Source organism: Streptomyces sp. NBC_00249 (assembly GCF_026342355.1).
In the GTDB taxonomy this organism is placed as follows: Bacteria; Actinomycetota; Actinomycetes; order Streptomycetales; family Streptomycetaceae; genus Streptomyces.
The window spans coordinates 163,837-180,540 of record NZ_JAPEMV010000010.1; the positions used below are offsets into that span (position 1 = coordinate 163,837).

The following is a 16,704-nucleotide window of genomic DNA, read 5'->3' on the forward strand; positions in this document are numbered from 1 at the left end:
TCACCAAAGGGTGAGCTGTGGACTGCACGCGGGGCGGGGTCCGGGCTTTCCGGCTTGGTCGCGCACGGGGTGCGGCTCATCCGGGGTCGCTTGGTCCCGCCGTCCGGCGGTTCGGTGAGCAGAGGCCCCGCGTTGGCGCGGGACTGCCGCATGACCAGCACCCCGAGGGGTGTTCTGGCACGGTGCGGTTGACTCACTCAGGGCCTCTTCCAGCCCTTCTCCGTAGGTGATCTGTGCGTGCCGCGACCGGGCGGAGTCCAGGGTCGCGGTCTTGGGGTTGTCCGGGTCGGTGATGCTCACGAAGGCCGCCAGGGCAGCGGACACGAGGTCGCGCTTGCCGATGAGCCCGCACGCGATGCACTTGTGCTCACGATCCCGCAGCGTCTTCCGTACACGCTCGCCGCACATGCAGTGCTGTGACAGGGCGGTGGACCAGGTGGAGGCCCGTACAAGCCGCCCCCCGGCGACCTGGCACTCACGCTCAAGGGCAGCGATGAGCAGGCCGGGCGTGGTCTGCGAGAGGCGCTTGCCCCACAACCGGTACCAGGTGCGGATGTCGCAGTCCTCGACCGTGAGGTTCGGGCCGTGGGCCGCGATGATCTCCCGCGCCACGGTGCGGGCGCGGTGACGTCGGCACTCGGCGGCGGACGCGGCGGCTTCGGCCTGTCGGGCGCGCAGCTCCCGGTAGGCGTACGACAGCCGGTCACAGCGGAACGCCTGCTTCGGCACCCCGTCCGTGCGTGCGGCGCGAGCACCCCCCGGCACCGTGACGGCCTTGGGCGTGAGGCCCTTGGCGGCCCGGCGCTCCGCCCGGGCGGTCTGCCTCTTCGACATCCCGTACTGTGCCGTGTTGGTGGCGCGGCGGGACCGCTCAAGGGCTCGTGCCCGTCCCCGACGCTTCTTCGCCTGCTTCTCGATCAGCCGCTTCTCGTCCTCGGACAGCGTGATCTCGGTGGAAACCGGCTTGCCCTCGGGAGCGAGGTCGGACGGGAAGGAGACGATCGACAGGTTGGATACGTTGCCGTCCACCCCGCCGATGCGGTCGAGCTGGGAAGCGCGGTCGCGCATGGCGCGTACGGCCGGGGAGGCGTAGCCGGGGCCGAGCGCCATCAGGTGTGCCTCGTAGGTCCAGCCGCCCGGCGCGGACGTCTTGCGGCGGCGCACGAGGTCCACCTTGTGCCAGCGGGCATCTGCCTCAAGGAAGTGCCGTACGCGCTCCTCCTGGCCCGGCCCTTGGGGGATGCGGACGGGGAGTACGAGGTCGCCGCGCTTGCTGTCCGGACCTCCTGCGAAGACGACCGCGAGGGGGCCGGCGTGGTCCCACCAGTTGGCTTTGCGCGTTCCCGTGCCGGTGGGGATCTTGCAGTCCGGCTTGGCTGGTGTGGGCATCCGGTGCGGCTGCATCAGGGTGTGCCGGCTGCCGTCGGTGTAGGCCATGGCGTGGCCGTGGTAGGTGCCGACGAGGCGGAAGGTCTCCCACTTGTTCGCCGTGGTGTGGGAGCGGGCACGGCCCGGAATGCGGGTGAAGTCGTGCCCCCGCCCGACCTTCGGGCATCCGAACCGCTTGCCGGTGGCGTCGGGGAACAGGTGGCGCTGCACGCTGTTCCACACCTCATCGGCCACGTGCATGGCCAGGGCTTTGGAAGCGTGGTGCTTGAGATGCCCGGCGTCTTCGAGGTGCTTGTACGCGCAGCGTTCCAGGGCTCCGCGGGACAGGCCGAGGCGCTGCCGTACGGCCTTCGCTCCTTGCTCGTTCCGCTCATGGAACGCGGACCAGTACGCGTCGACCTTGGCGCGTGCGTCACGCTGCACGGCCCGCTTGAGCGACCCCATCGCGCCGAACAGGCCCTCAAGCCGGTGGAGGTCGGCGGCGTTGGTGACGGCCAGCGGCAGCACCATAACGGACACGATCCCGTTGTCAGGCTTGGTCCACTTCGGGGCCTTGTTCTTTCCCCGGAACTTCCTTGGCTTCTGGACATGCTGCATAGCCGTCACCTCCCTCCAAAATTAGCTGACTTAAGACACATTACTGTGAGTAGTTCAGCTATGACAAGCGAGGTAGAATGGGGTTCATGGCCATCACAATTCCTGGATATGAAGACGCCCGACAGGCGGCACAGCGACTCAAGGTCACCCTCCAGCACGTCTACAACCTCAACTCCAGCCGCGACGACTTCCCCAAGCCCGTCTACGTCGGCCGCACCCCGCTGTGGCCTGTGGACCGGCTGGATGCCTGGAGGGCGGCGCACCCGAAGCGGGGAGATTAACTGACCTTTTCCCGAAGGAGGAGTAAGTGACCTCATGGGTTGTTGTGTCCGTCCGCGCCGGAGACCAACATCACCAGCCTGCGGCCCCGTTCGCTGCCGCACTGGACCGGACTTCCCGTCGGGGCATTCCTCGTCTTGGTCGCCCGCGTCGCAGCCCTCCTCCCCTCCGAGACCCGGCGCGGGCGGCCGTGGACGCTCCTGCTGGACAACCGCGTCCTGCTGGCCGCCATCGCATGGCGCACCAACCTGACCCACCGCCGACTCGTCGACCTCTTCGGCGTCGGCGTCGCGACGGTGCACCGCATCCTTGACCGGCTCACCCCGCTGATCGCCGGACTCCTGGAACCCCCGCCGGCTCCCGCTCGGACTTGTGGGTCGTGGACGGAACGCTCATCCCCGTCGAGGACCAGAAGCAGACTGCTCCAAGAACTACCGGCGTTCGGTGAACCTGCAGTTCACCTTCCACGCCCGTGACCGGCGCGTGGTCGCGGTCGGCGACGCCTGGACCGGCAACCGCAACGACATCGTCGTCTTCCGCGAAACCATGGCCGATCAGCTTGCCGGACACCGGCTGTTGATCGGTGACGGCGCATACCGCAGCCACCCCGGCGTCATCACCAGCAAGACCAAGAGCAAGCCGTTCGCCAAGCGCCGGGCATGGGCCGAACACGGCATCGCCCGCTTCAAGGACTTCGAAGTCCCCCGACGACACCGCTGACGCGGTGAGACGATCAACGACACCAGCCGCGCCGTCGCGGTGCTCCACAACCTCAAGATCGACTACCCCTGAATGAGGAACAGCTCTTAGCGGCGTGTGCGGCGGCCTGCGGGTGTGACGCGTCCGACATCACCGGTCCGGCGAACATCCAGGTGCCGGCGCGCTCGCACAGCGTAAGGTCCCCCTCAGGAGTTCTTTGAACATGTTCAGAGGACCGGGGGTTCCTGGGGAGGGACGCAGATGAACGGGGCGGCGAAGGGTGCCATCGTCGGCGGGGTGTTCCTCGCGATGGTCGGCGGCGCGGGGTACGGGGTCTACAGCCTGGTCGGCAGCGAGACCGGCAAGAACGGTGACGGCGCGGTCGGCGCGAACGCGGCGCCCGCGCCGAAGTCGACCGGGCCCGTCACCGAGAAGGAGGCCGCCGAGACCGCGCGGCAGTTCCTGGCCGCCTGGGCGGAGGGCGACAGCCAGGCCGCGGCCACGCTGACGAACAACACGCAGGCCGCGCAGACGGCCGTCGCCGACTACCGCACCAAGGCGTACGTGGCCAAGGCGGTCATCACCCCCGGCACCCCGGACGGCACCACCGTGCCCTTCAAGGTCGAGGCCGAGGTCACGTACGAGGGCACGACCAAGCCCCTCGTCTACGACTCCCGGCTGACCGTCGTCCGCGGCGACACCACCGGCAAGGCCCTCGTCGACTGGCAGCCCTCCGTGATCCACCCGCAGCTCCAGCGCGACGAACAGCTGCGCGCCGGCAACCCGGGGACCGCGCCGGTCAAGGCCGTCGACCGCAACGGCAAGGAACTGACGCCCGAGCAGTACCCGTCGCTGCGGCCGGTGCTCGACACCCTGCGCAAGACGTACGGACAGAAGACGGGCGGCACCCCCGGCGTCGAACTGTGGATCGAACCGACCGCCCCCGACGCCCCCAAGCGCAGCCTGCTGACGCTGGTGGAGGGCAAGCCCGGACAGATCGAGACCCGGCTCGACGCCGACGTACAGGCGGCGGCGGAGAAGGCCGTGGCCACGTACGCGGAGGCCTCGGTCGTCGCCGTCCAGCCCAGCACCGGCGACATCCTGGCCGTCGCCAACCACCGTCGGGACAACTTCAACGCCGCCATGCGGGGCGGACGCGCACCCGGCTCGACGATGAAGATCGTGACGGCGGCGATGCTGCTCGACAAGGGCCTCGTCGCGGCCGACCGTCCGGCGGCCTGCCCGCCCAGCGTCTCCTGGGAAGGCAAGCCCTTCCGCAACCAGGGGGGCTTCGCGCTGGAGGGCAAGCCTTTCTCCACGAGCTTCGCCAAGTCCTGCAACACCGCCTTCATCGGCCTGATCGACGAGGTCGGGGACAACAGCGCCCTGCCCAAGGAGGCCAAGGAGGTCTTCGGCATCGGGCTGGACTGGAAGACGGGCATCCCCTCCGAGGACGGGTCCGTCCCGGAAACCTCCGGCCCCGCCGCGGCGGCCGAGTACATCGGCCAGGGTGCGATCCAGATGAACCCGCTGAACATGGCCTCCATCACCGCGACCGCCAGGACCGGGGTCTTCCGCCAGCCGGTCCTGGTCAAGGCCTCCCTCGACGGCCGCCCGCTGGCCCAGGCCACCCGGTCCCTGCGGCCCGGGGTGTCGGCGCAGCTGGTGTCGATGATGCGGCTGACCGCGAGCAGCGGCACCGCGGCGGAGGCGATGGCGTCGGTCGGCGGCTCCGACAAGGGGGCGAAGACCGGCTCGGCGGAGGTCGACAACGCGGCGGCGCCCGACAGCTGGTTCACCGGCTTCAGCGGTGACGTGGCGGCCGCCGCGATCGTCGAAGGCGGCGGCCACGGCGGGGACACGGCGGGCCGTGTCGTGGCCCGCGTGCTGAGTTCCTCTTCTTCTTGACGCGCCGCTCGCGCGGCTCGGCCGCGAGCGGCCTCCCCGGCTTCGCGCCGCTGCGACAGCCTCCGGCTGTCGGTGGCGGGGCGGGGCCGGTTCGGGTGGCTGCTGCCCGTGCTTCGTCTGCGGACCGTTGCCGCTGCGCGGGGCGGGGTCCCCTACCCGCCCTTCCACCGTTCCCTGGGCTCCGCCCAGACCCTCCCCCGGACTCCGTCCGGGGGGACCCCCTGCCTCAAAACGCCGGCGAGGCTGGATAGATCCAGCCCCGCCGGCGTTTGAGGCGCGGGGGTCCGGGGGCTGGCCCCCGGCAGCGGACCCGCGCGCGAACGGGCAGCCCGACCACATCCGGGCGGAAAGGGGTCGATGGGGAAGCGGTGGCGGCGATAGCGTCGGCGTATGACTACTGCCCACCCCCTCTTCGCCGAGGCCCTCGCCACCCGCGGCCTCGACCTCGACATCCGCACCTTCCCCGAAGGGACCCGTACGGCGGCCGACGCCGCGGCCGCGATCGGCTGCGAGTTGAGCCAGATCGTGAAGTCGCTGGTGTTCGCCGCCGACGGCGTCCCGGTGCTGGTGCTCATGGACGGCGCGTCCCGCGTCGACGTGGACGCGGTGCGCCGCGAGCTCGGTGCCGGGAAGGTGACCCGCGCCGACGCCGCGCTGGTCCGGGAGACGACCGGCTATGCCATCGGCGGTGTCCCGCCCTTCGGGCACCGCACCCGCACCCGGGTGCTGGCGGACCGGTCCCTGCTGGCGCACCAGGTCGTCTGGGCGGCAGCCGGCACCCCGCACACGGTGTTCCCGATGCCTCCGGCGGAGCTGATCGCCCAGGCGGGCGCCACCCAGGCCGACGTGCGCGAGGCGAACGGCTAGGAGAGGCTGCTCCGCAGGGCCCGGACCAGCGCCTGTGCCCGGGGGTCGGCGGTGACGGACTTGGCGTGGGCGTTGGTGACGTAGCCGAAGCCGATGCCCGCCTCCGGGTCCGCGAAGGCGAGTGAGCCGCCCCGTCCCGGGTGTCCGAAGGAGGCCGGGGACAGCAGCGGGGAGGCCGCGCCGTGCAGCATGTAGCCCGGGCCGAAGCGGGTGTTGACGACCAGGACCCGGTCCGGGCCGGCCGTGAGCTCGGTGCCCGCCAGGGCGGTCGTCGCGGGGGTGAAGATGCGGGCGCCGTCCTCGACGACCCCGATGGTGGCGGCGTAGAAGCGGGCGAGGGCGCGGGCGGTGCCGATGCCGGCGGAGCCGGGGAGTTCGGCGGCCTGGTAGGCGGGGTCGTTCTCGTCGGGCAGGGGGTCGATGGCGGCGAAGGCGCGGCGGGTGAGGGAGTCCGGGTCGGCGTACGCCTCCGAAACGTTTCTCCGCGGCCGTGTCTTCAGCAGGCCCGCGCTCTCCGGCGGCTCGACCGGTGCCACCCGCCCCACCCGGTGCGCCTCGCGCTCGGGCAGGCCGATCCAGAAGTCCAGCCCCAGCGGTTCGGCGATCTCCTCGGCGAGGATGCCGCCGACGGTGCGGCCGGTGGCGCGCAGGACCAGTTCGGACAGCAGCCAGCTGAAGGTCTGCGCGTGGTAGCCGTGCGCGGTGCCGGGCTCCCAGAAGGCCTGCTGGGCGGCGACGGCGCGCGCCCCGGAGACCCCGTCGGCGGCCTGCGCCGTGGTCAGGCCCCGGTCGAGGGCCGGGACCCCGGCCTGGTGGGCGAGCAGGTGGCGTACGAGCGTCCGCTCCTTGCCGCCCGCCTTGAACTCGGGCCAGTACGTGCCCACGGGCGCGTCCAGGTCCAGCAGTCCGCGCTGGTGCAGCAGCAGCGGGACGGCGGCGGCGACGCCCTTGGTGGCGGAGCGGACGATCTGCGCGGTGTCCTCGGTCCAGGGCTCGGTGCCGTTGGCGTCCTTCGTGCCGGCCCACAGGTCGACGACCTTGTGGCCGTCGCGGTAGACGGCGACGGCCGCGCCCCGGTCGCCGAGCACCTCGAAGTTGCGTTCGAACGCGTCCCTGACGGGCTCGTAGCCCTCGGTCACCACTCCCTGGATGTTCACAAGCACACCAACAACCTCCGGCCTGCGCTTATGCCGCGGGGGTGCCCGCCACGGAGCGCGGGTCGAAGCCGAAGGGCAGCTCCAGGCGGTGCGCGCCCATGAGGGCCTCGTCGCACAGCAGCTCCCGCGTGGGGCCGTCGGCGGCGATGACCCCCTCGGAGAGGATCACCGAGCGCGGGCACAGCTCCAGCGCGTAGGGGAGGTCGTGCGTGACCATCAGGACGGTCACGTCGAGGGAGCGCAGGATGTCGGCGAGCTCCCGGCGCGAGGCGGGGTCCAGGTTGGAGGAGGGTTCGTCGAGGACGAGGATCTCCGGGCGCATCGCCAGTACGGTCGCGACGGCGACGCGGCGGCGCTGCCCGAAGGAGAGGTGGTGCGGGGGCCGGTCGGCGAAGGCGGCCATGCCGACCTGTTCGAGGGCCTCGTGGACGCGGGTCTCCAGCTCGGCGCCGCGCATGCCGGCGGCGGCGGGGCCGAAGGCGACGTCCTCGCGGACGGTGGGCATGAACAGCTGGTCGTCGGGGTCCTGGAAGACGATCCCGACGCGGCGGCGGATCTCGGCGAGGTTGCGCTTCTCCACGGGCAGGCCGGCGACGGTCACGGTGCCGACGCCGCCGCTGAGGATGCCGTTGAGGTGCAGGACGAGGGTGGTCTTGCCGGCGCCGTTGGGGCCGAGGAGGGCGACCCGCTCGCCGTGTCCGACGGTGAGGTCGACGCCGAAGAGGGCCTGGTGCCCGTCGGGGTAGGCGTAGGCGACGCCGGAGACCTCCAGCGAGGGGGCGGAGGGGGAAGCGGAGGGGGTGGGAGCGGTCACAGGGTCCATCCCATCAGACAGACGGCAAGGGCCGTCACCGGGAGCACGGCCGCGTACGCCCATTGGGCGCGGGTGGCCACCGCTTCGTCGATCACCGGCATGGATCCGGTGTAGCCGCGGCTGACCATGGCGAGGTAGACCCGCTCGCCGCGTTCGTAGGAGCGGATGAACAGGGCGCCGGCCGTCTTGGCGAGGACTCCCCAGTGCCGGATGCCGCGCGCCTCGAAGCCGCGGGAGCGGCGGGCGATGGACATCCGGCGCAGCTCGCCGGTGATCACGTCGCCGTAGCGGATCATGAAGGAGGCGATCTGCACCAGCAGCGGCGGGAGCTTGAGCCGCTGGAGTCCGAGGAGCAGGGCGCGCAGTTCGGTGGTGGAGGCGAGGAGGACGGAGGCGGCCACGCCGAGGGTGCCCTTGGCGAGGACGTTCCAGGCGCCCCACAGGCCGGAGACGCTCAGGGACATGCCGAGGAACTCCACCCGCTCGCCCTCGGCGACGAAGGGCATGAGGACGGCGAAGGCCACGAACGGGATCTCGATCAGCAGCCGTCGCAGCAGGAACCCGGCCGGTATGCGGGCGGCGGCCGCGACGGCGGCGATCAGGAGGGCGTAGAGGCCGAAGGCCCACATCGCCTCGCGCGGGGTGGACACGACGACCACGACGAAGGCGAGGGCCGCGGCGATCTTGCAGTGCGGCGGCAGCTCGTGGACCGGCGAGTGGCCGTGCCGGTAGAGCTTGTGCGCGTGGCCGGCTCCCATGTCAGCGGGCCGAGGGGACGGCCGTGGAGGTGGCGGTCAGGTCCTGGGCGCGGCGGCGGCGCACGGTCCAGAAGATCCCGGTGCCGACGAGGACGGTGGCGCCGACGCCGATGACCCCGGCGAGGCCGCCGGAGAGGCGGGCGTCGGGGACGTCCTTGACGCTGTAGTCGGCGAGCGGGGAGCCGGCGGCGGCGTGCTCCTCGGCCTTGGCGTCGATGCCCTTGTCGGCGGCGACCTTCTCCAGGCCGTCGGGGCTGGCGGAGGCGTAGAAGGAGACGAACCCGGCCAGGACCAGGGCGGTGACCAGGCCGGTGATCCAGACGGGCTTGGTGGAGCGGGCGGCGGCGGAGGCGGGCGCGGCGGCGGCGGGGGCGTCGACGAGTTCGCCGCCGACGCGCAGCTTGAGCGGGGCGGTGAGTCCGCGTGCGCCGTGCACCAGGTCGGGGCGTACGGCGATCACGGCGCCGACGGTCGCGGCGGTGATGAGGGCCTCGCCGATGCCGATGAGGACGTGGACGCCGACCATGGCGGTGAGGACCTTGGCGACGGGTACGTCGGTGGTGCCGCCGACGGTGTAGATCGCGGTGAAGGCGGCCGCGGCGGCGGGCACGGAGAGCAGGGCTCCGGCGAAGGCGGCGGCGGTGACCGAGCGTCGGGTGGGCGGCAGCACCTTGAGGAGGCCGCGGAAGAGCGCGTAGGCGACGACGACGGTGACGACGCCCATGACGGTGACGTTGACGCCGAGGGCGGTCAGGCCGCCGTCGGCGAAGAGGATCCCCTGCATGAGCAGGACGACGGAGACGCAGAGCACGCCCGTGTACGGACCGACGAGTATCGCGGCGAGGGCCCCTCCGAGGAGGTGTCCGCTGGTGCCGGCGGCGACGGGGAAGTTCAGCATCTGCACGGCGAAGATGAAGGCGGCGACGAGCCCGGCCAGCGGGGCGGTGCGTTCGTCGAGCTCGCGGCGGGCGCCGCGCAGGCTGACGGCGACGGCACCGGCGGCCACCACTGCCGCGGCCACCGAGACGGGTGCGTTGATGAATCCGTCGGGCACATGCATGGAGGGGCTCCGCTTCTCACACCGTCTTTAACCGTTCAAGGATAGTGCCCTGTTGCAAACGGTTGGCAAGAGCGGGTCGGTCACAAAAGGGGGCTCGCACTTTCGTCGGAATGTGCGAGGCTGGACGAACAAACGGACTCAAATGTTCCGATTTCGAGGAGTCGTTCCGATGTCAGCGACCGCCGAGAATCCACCGGGGACCGCACACCCGGCCGCCGTCGAGATGCGGGTACGGGCCCGTGTCATCAGCGACGACCCGCTCTACCGGGCCATCCCGGTCGCCCTGCGGTTCACCCCCGCCGAGCCCCTGGCCGTACGGATCGTCTTCCCCGCCGAGCTGTCGCCGGAGGACACCGACAACGAGTGGGTGTTCCCCCGCGCCCTCCTGGAGGCGGGCCTGAGCGCCCCGACCGGGACCGGGGACGTACGCGTCTGGCCCTGCGGCCGCGTCCAGGCGGTCGTCGAGTTCCACTCCCCCGAGGGCGTCGCCGTCGTCCAATTCGACATCGCCGCACTGCGCCGCTTCCTGCGCCGTACGAACGCCACGAGCCCAGCGAGCGCCGCGCCGGCGGCCGCCGCCACCCGTTAGGCGCAACGGACCCGGCCCCGCACCCGTGATCGGGTGCGGGGCCGGGCTTCGTCGTGCGCGGGAGCGCGGAGGTCAGGCGTTGACCAGCTCGCGGTCCTTGTCCGGGCCCTCCGGGGCGCCGGACTCGCCGAGGTGCTTGCGCAGGCTCTCGCCCTCCACGTCCACGTTGGGCAGGATCTTGTCCAGCCACTTCGGCAGCCACCAGGCCTTGTGGCCGAGCAGGGCCAGTACCGCCGGGACGATGGCCATGCGGACCACGAAGGCGTCGAAGAGGACGGCGACGGCCAGGCCGAAGCCGATCATCTTGACCATCGAGTCGCTGGCGCCCATGAAGCCGGAGAAGACGGCGATCATGATGACGGCCGCGGCCACGACCACCCGGGCGCTGTACTGGAAGCCGGTCACGACGGCCTGGCCCGGGCGCTCGCCGTGGACGTACGCCTCCCGCATGCGGGTGACCAGGAAGACCTCGTAGTCCATGGCCAGGCCGAAGACCACGCCCACCATGAAGATCGGCATCATCGACATGATCGGACCGGTCTGCTCCACCCCGAAGAGCGAGCCGAGCCAGCCCCACTGGAAGACCGCGACGACGGCGCCGAGGGCGGCGACGACCGACAGCAGGAAGCCGAGGGCCGCCTTGAGCGGGACCAGGACCGAGCGGAAGACCAGCATCAGCAGCAGGAAGGCGAGGCCGACCACGAGCGCCAGGTAGGGCAGCAGCGCGTCGTTCATCTTCTGCGAGAAGTCGATGTTCATGGCGGTCTGGCCGCTGACGAACACGTCCTTGCCGTTGCCCTCGCGGATCGAGTGGACCAGGTCCTCGGTCTCCGCGGAGGACGGGCGGTCCTTCGGGATGACGCTGATGATCGCGGCGTCCTTGGCCTCGTTCTGCATCGGCGGCATGACCGCCGCCACCCCTTCGAGACCCTTGATCCGGTCGGCGGTCTTGTCGGCGAGGGCCTTGTCCCCGTCGACGACGACCATCAGCGGGCCGTTGAAGCCGGGGCCGAAGCCCTCGGACAGCAGGTCGTACGCCTTGCGCTGGCTGGTGGAGGTCGGCTTGGCGCCGTCGTCCGGCAGGCCCATCTCCAGCTTGCTCGCCGGGATCGCGATGACGCCGAGGCCGATCACACCGGCCAGCAGCACCATGACGGGGCGGCGGAGCACGAAGCGGGCCCAGCGGGTGCCGCCGTTGGCCTTGGGCTCGGCCCCGGCCGGCTTGCCCTTGCCGAAGAGCTTGCTCTTCTGGCCGGCGGGCAGCACCTTCTTGCCCGCGAAGCCCAGGATGGCCGGGACCAGGGTCAGGGCGACGAGCACCGCGATGACCACCGTTCCGGCGGCCGCGACACCCATCTTGGTCAGCATCGGGATGTTGACGACGGCCAGGCCCACCAGGGCGATGACCACGGTCAGACCGGCGAAGACCACGGCGGAACCAGCGGTTCCGGCGGCCCGGCCGGCGGCCTCGTCGCGCTCACGGCCCTCGGCGAGCTCCACGCGGTAGCGGGAGACGATGAAGAGCGCGTAGTCGATGCCGACCGCGAGGCCGATCATCATCGCGAGCGTGGAGGTGGTGTTGCCGAGGTCCAGCACGTTGGCGAGCGCGGTGATCGAGGAGACGCCGATGCCCACGCCGATGATCGCGGTCAGCAGCGGCAGCCCGGCCGCGATGAGCGAACCGAAGGTGATGATGAGGACGATCGCGGCGATCAGGATGCCGATGACCTCGCCGGAGCCCGTCTCGGGGGCCTCCATCAGCGCGTCTCCGCCGATCTCCACCTGGAGTCCGGCCTTCTGCGCGTCCTGGCCCGACTCCTTGAGCGCGTCGCGGGCCTCGTCCTTCAGCTCCATCCCGCTGACCTTGTACTTCACGCTGACGAAGGTGGTGGAGCCGTCCTGGCTCACCGCCTGCGTCTGGTACGGGTCTTCGACGGAGGCGACCTGGGCGGCGCCGGGGCCGTTCTTCAGGTCCGAGATGATCTTCTCGACCTCGGCCTTGGGCGCCGGGTCGGTGACCTTGGCGCCCGCCGGGGCCTTGACCACGATGCGGGCGGTCGCGCCGTCGGCGGACATGCCGGGGAACTTCTTGTCCAGCAGGTCGAAGGCCTTCTGGGCCTCCGTGCCGGGTATCGAGAACGAGCCGGAGGTGGGCGCGGAGGCCGTCGCGGCGCCGAAGCCCGCGGCGAACAGCAGCGCCACCCAGAGCAGGGCGACGAGACCGCGGCGCCGGAAGGCACCGCGGCCGAGCCGGTAGAGGAAGGTGGCCACGTCGTGGTTCTCCCGTTTCAGGTCGTGGGATGGATCCGGGACGGATCAGGGCGTGAAAGGCCGGCCCGACGACGAGAGCGGCGTGTCAGGAGCAGCTGGCAGGTCCGGTGGGGAACCGGTCCGGGGAGTCAGAGGCCGAGGGCGGGGAAGACCACGGCGTCGATGAACTGACCGAGGAAGTCCCGGTCGACGGACCGGTCCTCGATCAGCGGAAGAGCGATGAAGGCACCGATGAGCATGTGCGGTACGAATCCCAGCGCCGGACAGTCCGGACTGATCTCGCCCCGCTCCACCGCGCGCTGGAGCATGACCTGGAGACCGTTGATCTCCGGGTCCACCAGCAGGTCGCGCAGCGCCCTGTGGAGTTCCGGGCTCTCGTGGACGGCATGGGCCAGACCCCGCATCAGCGCGGTGTCCTTGGCCATCTGCGCGTCGTCGGAGCACTCGACCATGCGCGAGAAGTCCCCGCGCAGGCTGCCCGTGTCGATCTCCCGGAGGGAGACCGGCTGGGTACATCGCAGTGCTCGGGCGACCAGCTCCGGCTTGCTCCCCCACTGGCGGTAGAGGGTGGCCTTGCTGGACTTCGTACGGGCGGCGACGGCGTCCATGGTCAGCGCCTCGTAGCCGACCTCGCGCAGGAGGTCGAGGACCGCCCCGTGGAGTTCGGCCTCGCGCTCGGGGGTGATCCGGCTGCGCCGGGCCGACAGCGCCTCGGTCATCCGCCGCACCTCCCCTTCGCATCGATCGGACCGTCCGAACGAAAACCGTTCCGTACTCCACAGACGATACCCGGCCGCCTAACGAAACGAAACCGTTCCGTTTCGCTAGGGGAGTGGCATGCGTCACGCCCCCGGAGACCCCCTGGAAACCCCCCGGCCCGCACGGGGCCACCCGGGGCTCACCTGTACGAGTTCGGCTGTACGAGTTGCCGGGCCCCCCTGGCACGGAAAGCATTGGGGGGTGAGTCACGACGTCGCGTACCTCCGCTTCCCGCACCTGCACGACGACCTGCTGTGTTTCGCCACCGAGGACGATCTCTGGGTCGCCCCGCTGGTCCCCGAGGGCCAGATCCCGGGCCGGGCCTGGCGGATCACCGTCGACCGGACCCGCGTCGGCCACCCGCGCTTCTCCCCCGACGGACGGCACATCGCCTTCACCACCTGGCGCAGCCTCGACCCCGAGATCCACCTCGCCCCCGTCGACGGCGGCCCCGCCCGCCGGCTGACCTACTGGGGCGCCACCGACACCCGCGTCTGCGGCTGGACCCCGCCCGACGAGGAGGGCCGCAGCGACATCCTGGCCGTCTCCTCGCACGACCAGCCCTTCTCCTACTTCGCCTGGGCCTACAGCCTGCCCACCGACGGCAGCCCCGGCGGCAGACTGCCCTGGGGCCCCGTCTCCGACATCGCCGTCCACGACGAACCCACCGGCGAACGCCGCACCCTGCTGCTCACCGGCAAGCCCCCGCACGAGCCCGCCGCCTGGAAGCGCTACCGGGGCGGCGCCACCGGCCGGCTGTGGCTGCACGGCGAACGGCTGCTGGAACACATCGACGGACACCTCGACGCCCCGATGTTCGTGGGCGGCCGGATCGCCTTCCTCTCCGACCACGAGGGCATCGGCAACCTCTACTCCTGCCTGCCCGACGGCACCGGCCTGCGCCGGCACACCGACCACGAGGAGTTCTACGCCCGGCACGCCTCCAGCGACGGCTCCCGCGTCGTCTACCAGTGCGCGGGCGACATCTGGCTGGTGGACTCCCTCGCCCCCGACGCCGTCCCCCGCAAGCTCCCGGTCCGCCTCGGCGGCCCGCGCGCGGGGCGGCGTACCTACCAGGTGCCGGCCGCCAGCCACGTCGACTCCCTCTCCGTCGACGCCACCGGCCGGGCCAGCGCGGTCGTCGTACGCGGCAGCCTGTACTGGCTCACCCACCGCGACGGCCCGGCCCGCACCATCGCCGACACCCCGGGCGTACGGGTCCGGCTGCCCGAGATGCTCGGCAGCGGCGGGCAGGTCGCCTACGTCACCGACGCCGAGGGCGAGGACGCGATCGAGATCGCCTACCTCCCCCGCGCCTCCGGCGACCGGGAGCCGCGCCGGCTGGCCTCCGGCGAGCTGGGCCGCGTACTGGAACTGCTGTCCGACCCGGACGGGGAACGCCTCGCCGTCGCCTCCGACGACGGACGGCTGCTGCTCCTCGACGCGACGGAGGAGTCCAACGGCGAGGTCACCGAGCTGATCCGGTCCATCAACGGGCCCGTCACCGACCTCGCCTTCTCCCCCGACGGCTGCTGGCTGACCTGGTCCCACCCGGGGGTCGGGCGCTCCCTGCGGCAGATCAAGATGGCCCGGATCTCCGGCCCCGGCGCCCGCACCATCGTCGACGTCACCAACGGCCGCTTCGACGACGAGAGCCCCGTCTTCACCCGCGACGGCCGCTACCTCGCCTTCCTGTCCTGGCGCGGCTTCGACCCCGTCTACGACGTCCACACCGGCGACCTGTCCTTCCCGCTGGGCTGCCGCCCCTACCTGGTGCCGCTCTCCTCGGCCACCCCCTCCCCCTTCGCCTTCACCCCCGACGGCCGGCCGGCGGCGGGCGGGCTCGACCCCGTCGAGGGCGAGTCCGGCGAGGGCGAGGGCGCGGTGACCGTGGAGGTCGAGGGCCTGGAGAGCCGGGTCACGCCCTTCCCGGTGACGGCGTCGAAGTACTCGGCCCTGCACCCCGTCAGCGGCGGCGGACTGGTGTGGCTGCGCTGGCCCATCTCCGGCGCGCTGGGCGAGACCTTCGCCAACCCGACCGACACCAGCGGCAAGCCGACGCTGGAACACTTCGACATCACCAAGGCCCGCAAGACCGAGCTGGCCTCCGGACTGGACTGGTTCGCCCCCAGCGGCGACGGCACCCGCCTCGTCCTCAACGACGACGGGGACCTGCGCGCGGTCCCCGCGACCGAGTCCGGCGACGGGGACTCCACCGTCTACCTCGACCTGCGGCGCATCCTGCACGAGGTGGACCCCGCCGCCGAATGGCGCCAGGCCTACGAGGAGGCCGGACGGATCATCCGCGCCTACTTCTGGGAGCCGAAGATGTGCGGGATCGACTGGGACGGGGTGCTGCGCCAGTACCGCTCCCTCGTCGAACGGGTCGCCTCCCCCGACGAGTTCGCCGACCTGCTGCGCGAGGTCCTCGGCGAACTCGGCACCTCCCACGCCTACGTCTCCCCCGCCCGCCGCAACGAGGGCCCGCCCCACTACCAGCGGGCCATCGGCCTGCTCGGCGCCAACCTGGTGCCCCGGGACGGCGGATGGGTGCTCAAGCGGATCCTGCCCGGCGAGTCCTCCGACTCCAAGGCCCGCTCCCCGCTCGCCGGCACCGGCATCCGTGAGGGCGCCGTCCTCACCCACGTCGACGGCCGGCCCGTGGACCCGGTGGCCGGCCCCTACCCGCTGCTGTCGGCGGCCGGCGGCACCACCGTCGAGCTGACCTTCCAGCCCGCCGAGGGCGAGGGCCGCTCCCGCCGCGTCGCGGTCGTCCCGCTGATCGACGAACGGCCGCTGCGCTACCAGGACTGGGTGTCCAAGCGGCGCGCGGTGGTCCGCGAGCTCAGCGGCGGCCGCTGCGGCTACCTGCACATCCCCGACATGGGCGGCTCCGGCTGGGCGCAGTTCAACCGGGACCTGCGCCTGGAGGTGTCCCGGCCCGCCCTGATCGTGGACGTGCGCGGCAACGCGGGCGGGCACATCAGCGAGCTCGTGGTGGAGAAGCTCACCCGCTCGATCCTCGGCTGGGACCTGACGCGCAACGCCCAGCCCGTCTCCTACGCCTCCAACGCGCCCCGCGGCCCGATCGTGGCACTGGCCGACGAGGCGACCTCCTCCGACGGGGACATGATCACCGCCGCGTTCAAGCTGCTCGGGCTCGGCCCGGTGGTCGGACAGCGCACCTGGGGCGGGGTGGTCGGGATGACCGGCCGGCACACCCTGGGCGACGGCACGGTGATCACGGTGCCGATGAACGCGGCGTGGTTCCCCGAGTACGGCTGGTCGGTGGAGAACCACGGCGTGGAGCCGGACCTGGCGATCCTGCGCACCCCGCTCGACTGGGCGGAGGGGCGGCACGCGCAGCTGGACGACGCCGTGCACCTGGCGCTGGAGCTGCTGGAGCAGGACCCGCCGGCGGTCCCGCCCGGCTACACGGACGTACCGGACCGGCGCCGCCCGAAGCTGCCGCCGAGGCCGTAGCGCGGGTACGCGGAAGGGCCCGGCCCCCAGGACGGCGGGGACCGGGCCCTTCGGCCGTTCAACGGTTCACAAGG

The 16,704-nt window shown here is 71.8% G+C and carries 14 protein-coding genes; 7 read left to right on the forward strand and 7 right to left on the reverse strand.

What is annotated here, in order from left to right; all coding sequences use genetic code 11:
* On the reverse strand, positions 1-1,899 hold the full coding sequence (locus OOK31_RS34560) for a transposase (RefSeq protein WP_267091557.1): 1,899 nt from the start codon (positions 1,897-1,899) through the stop codon (positions 1-3).
* Between the two features lie 173 nt (positions 1,900-2,072).
* Between OOK31_RS34560 and OOK31_RS34565 the strand changes: the two genes are divergently transcribed.
* The 5 genes from OOK31_RS34565 (at position 2,073) to OOK31_RS34580 (ending at position 5,739) form a co-directional block, all read left to right on the forward strand.
* Complete coding sequence (locus tag OOK31_RS34565) at positions 2,073-2,267, forward strand: AlpA family transcriptional regulator (protein WP_267091357.1); 195 nt, start codon at positions 2,073-2,075, stop codon at positions 2,265-2,267.
* Positions 2,268-2,402: 135 nt separating this feature from the next.
* The gene (locus OOK31_RS39590; protein ID WP_353962698.1) at positions 2,403-2,741 is read left to right on the forward strand and encodes a transposase family protein; all 339 of its coding nucleotides are present in this window, start codon (positions 2,403-2,405) and stop codon (positions 2,739-2,741) included.
* Entirely contained in the window at positions 2,710-2,985 is a 276-nt protein-coding gene (locus OOK31_RS34570) for a hypothetical protein (RefSeq protein ID WP_267091358.1), read from the forward strand. Before OOK31_RS39590 ends, OOK31_RS34570 begins: the two co-directional genes overlap by 32 nt.
* 240 nt (positions 2,986-3,225) lie before the next feature.
* A complete protein-coding gene (locus OOK31_RS34575; RefSeq protein WP_267091359.1) occupies positions 3,226-4,872 on the forward strand; it encodes a penicillin-binding transpeptidase domain-containing protein in 1,647 nt (548 codons plus the stop codon).
* A gap of 390 nt (positions 4,873-5,262) precedes the next feature.
* Complete coding sequence (locus OOK31_RS34580; protein WP_267091360.1) at positions 5,263-5,739, forward strand: YbaK/EbsC family protein; 477 nt, start codon at positions 5,263-5,265, stop codon at positions 5,737-5,739.
* On the opposite strand, the gene OOK31_RS34585 is transcribed toward OOK31_RS34580, so the two are convergent.
* From OOK31_RS34585 to OOK31_RS34600, 4 genes are read right to left on the reverse strand one after another with little or no spacing between them, the layout of a single operon-like run.
* On the reverse strand, positions 5,736-6,896 hold the full coding sequence (locus OOK31_RS34585; protein ID WP_267091558.1) for a serine hydrolase domain-containing protein: 1,161 nt from the start codon (positions 6,894-6,896) through the stop codon (positions 5,736-5,738). The genes OOK31_RS34580 and OOK31_RS34585 overlap by 4 nt on opposite strands.
* 28 nt (positions 6,897-6,924) lie before the next feature.
* Positions 6,925-7,719: an energy-coupling factor ABC transporter ATP-binding protein gene (locus OOK31_RS34590; RefSeq protein WP_267091361.1), complete on the reverse strand. Its 795-nt coding sequence runs from the start codon at positions 7,717-7,719 to the stop codon at positions 6,925-6,927.
* Positions 7,707-8,468: a cobalt ECF transporter T component CbiQ gene (gene cbiQ / locus OOK31_RS34595; RefSeq protein ID WP_267091362.1), complete on the reverse strand. Its 762-nt coding sequence runs from the start codon at positions 8,466-8,468 to the stop codon at positions 7,707-7,709. Before cbiQ ends, OOK31_RS34590 begins: the two co-directional genes overlap by 13 nt.
* A 1-nt stretch (position 8,469) precedes the next feature.
* Positions 8,470-9,528, reverse strand: a complete 1,059-nt coding sequence (locus OOK31_RS34600) for an energy-coupling factor ABC transporter permease (RefSeq protein ID WP_267091363.1) — start codon at positions 9,526-9,528, stop codon at positions 8,470-8,472.
* Between the two features lie 169 nt (positions 9,529-9,697).
* Here OOK31_RS34600 and OOK31_RS34605 point away from each other — a divergent pair, with 169 nt between their 5' ends.
* Positions 9,698-10,117: an SsgA family sporulation/cell division regulator gene (locus tag OOK31_RS34605; protein ID WP_267091364.1), complete on the forward strand. Its 420-nt coding sequence runs from the start codon at positions 9,698-9,700 to the stop codon at positions 10,115-10,117.
* 72 nt (positions 10,118-10,189) lie between these two features.
* On the opposite strand, the gene OOK31_RS34610 is transcribed toward OOK31_RS34605, so the two are convergent.
* Together OOK31_RS34610 and OOK31_RS34615 are read right to left on the reverse strand one after the other, a co-directional pair.
* Positions 10,190-12,388: an MMPL family transporter gene (locus OOK31_RS34610; protein ID WP_267091365.1), complete on the reverse strand. Its 2,199-nt coding sequence runs from the start codon at positions 12,386-12,388 to the stop codon at positions 10,190-10,192.
* 128 nt (positions 12,389-12,516) lie between these two features.
* Positions 12,517-13,107, reverse strand: a complete 591-nt coding sequence (locus OOK31_RS34615; RefSeq protein ID WP_267091366.1) for a TetR/AcrR family transcriptional regulator — start codon at positions 13,105-13,107, stop codon at positions 12,517-12,519.
* 241 nt (positions 13,108-13,348) lie between these two features.
* Here OOK31_RS34615 and OOK31_RS34620 point away from each other — a divergent pair, with 241 nt between their 5' ends.
* Positions 13,349-16,630, forward strand: coding sequence for a S41 family peptidase (locus OOK31_RS34620; protein ID WP_267091367.1), 3,282 nt, complete (start codon positions 13,349-13,351; stop codon positions 16,628-16,630).
* Positions 16,631-16,704: the final 74 nt, after the last annotated feature.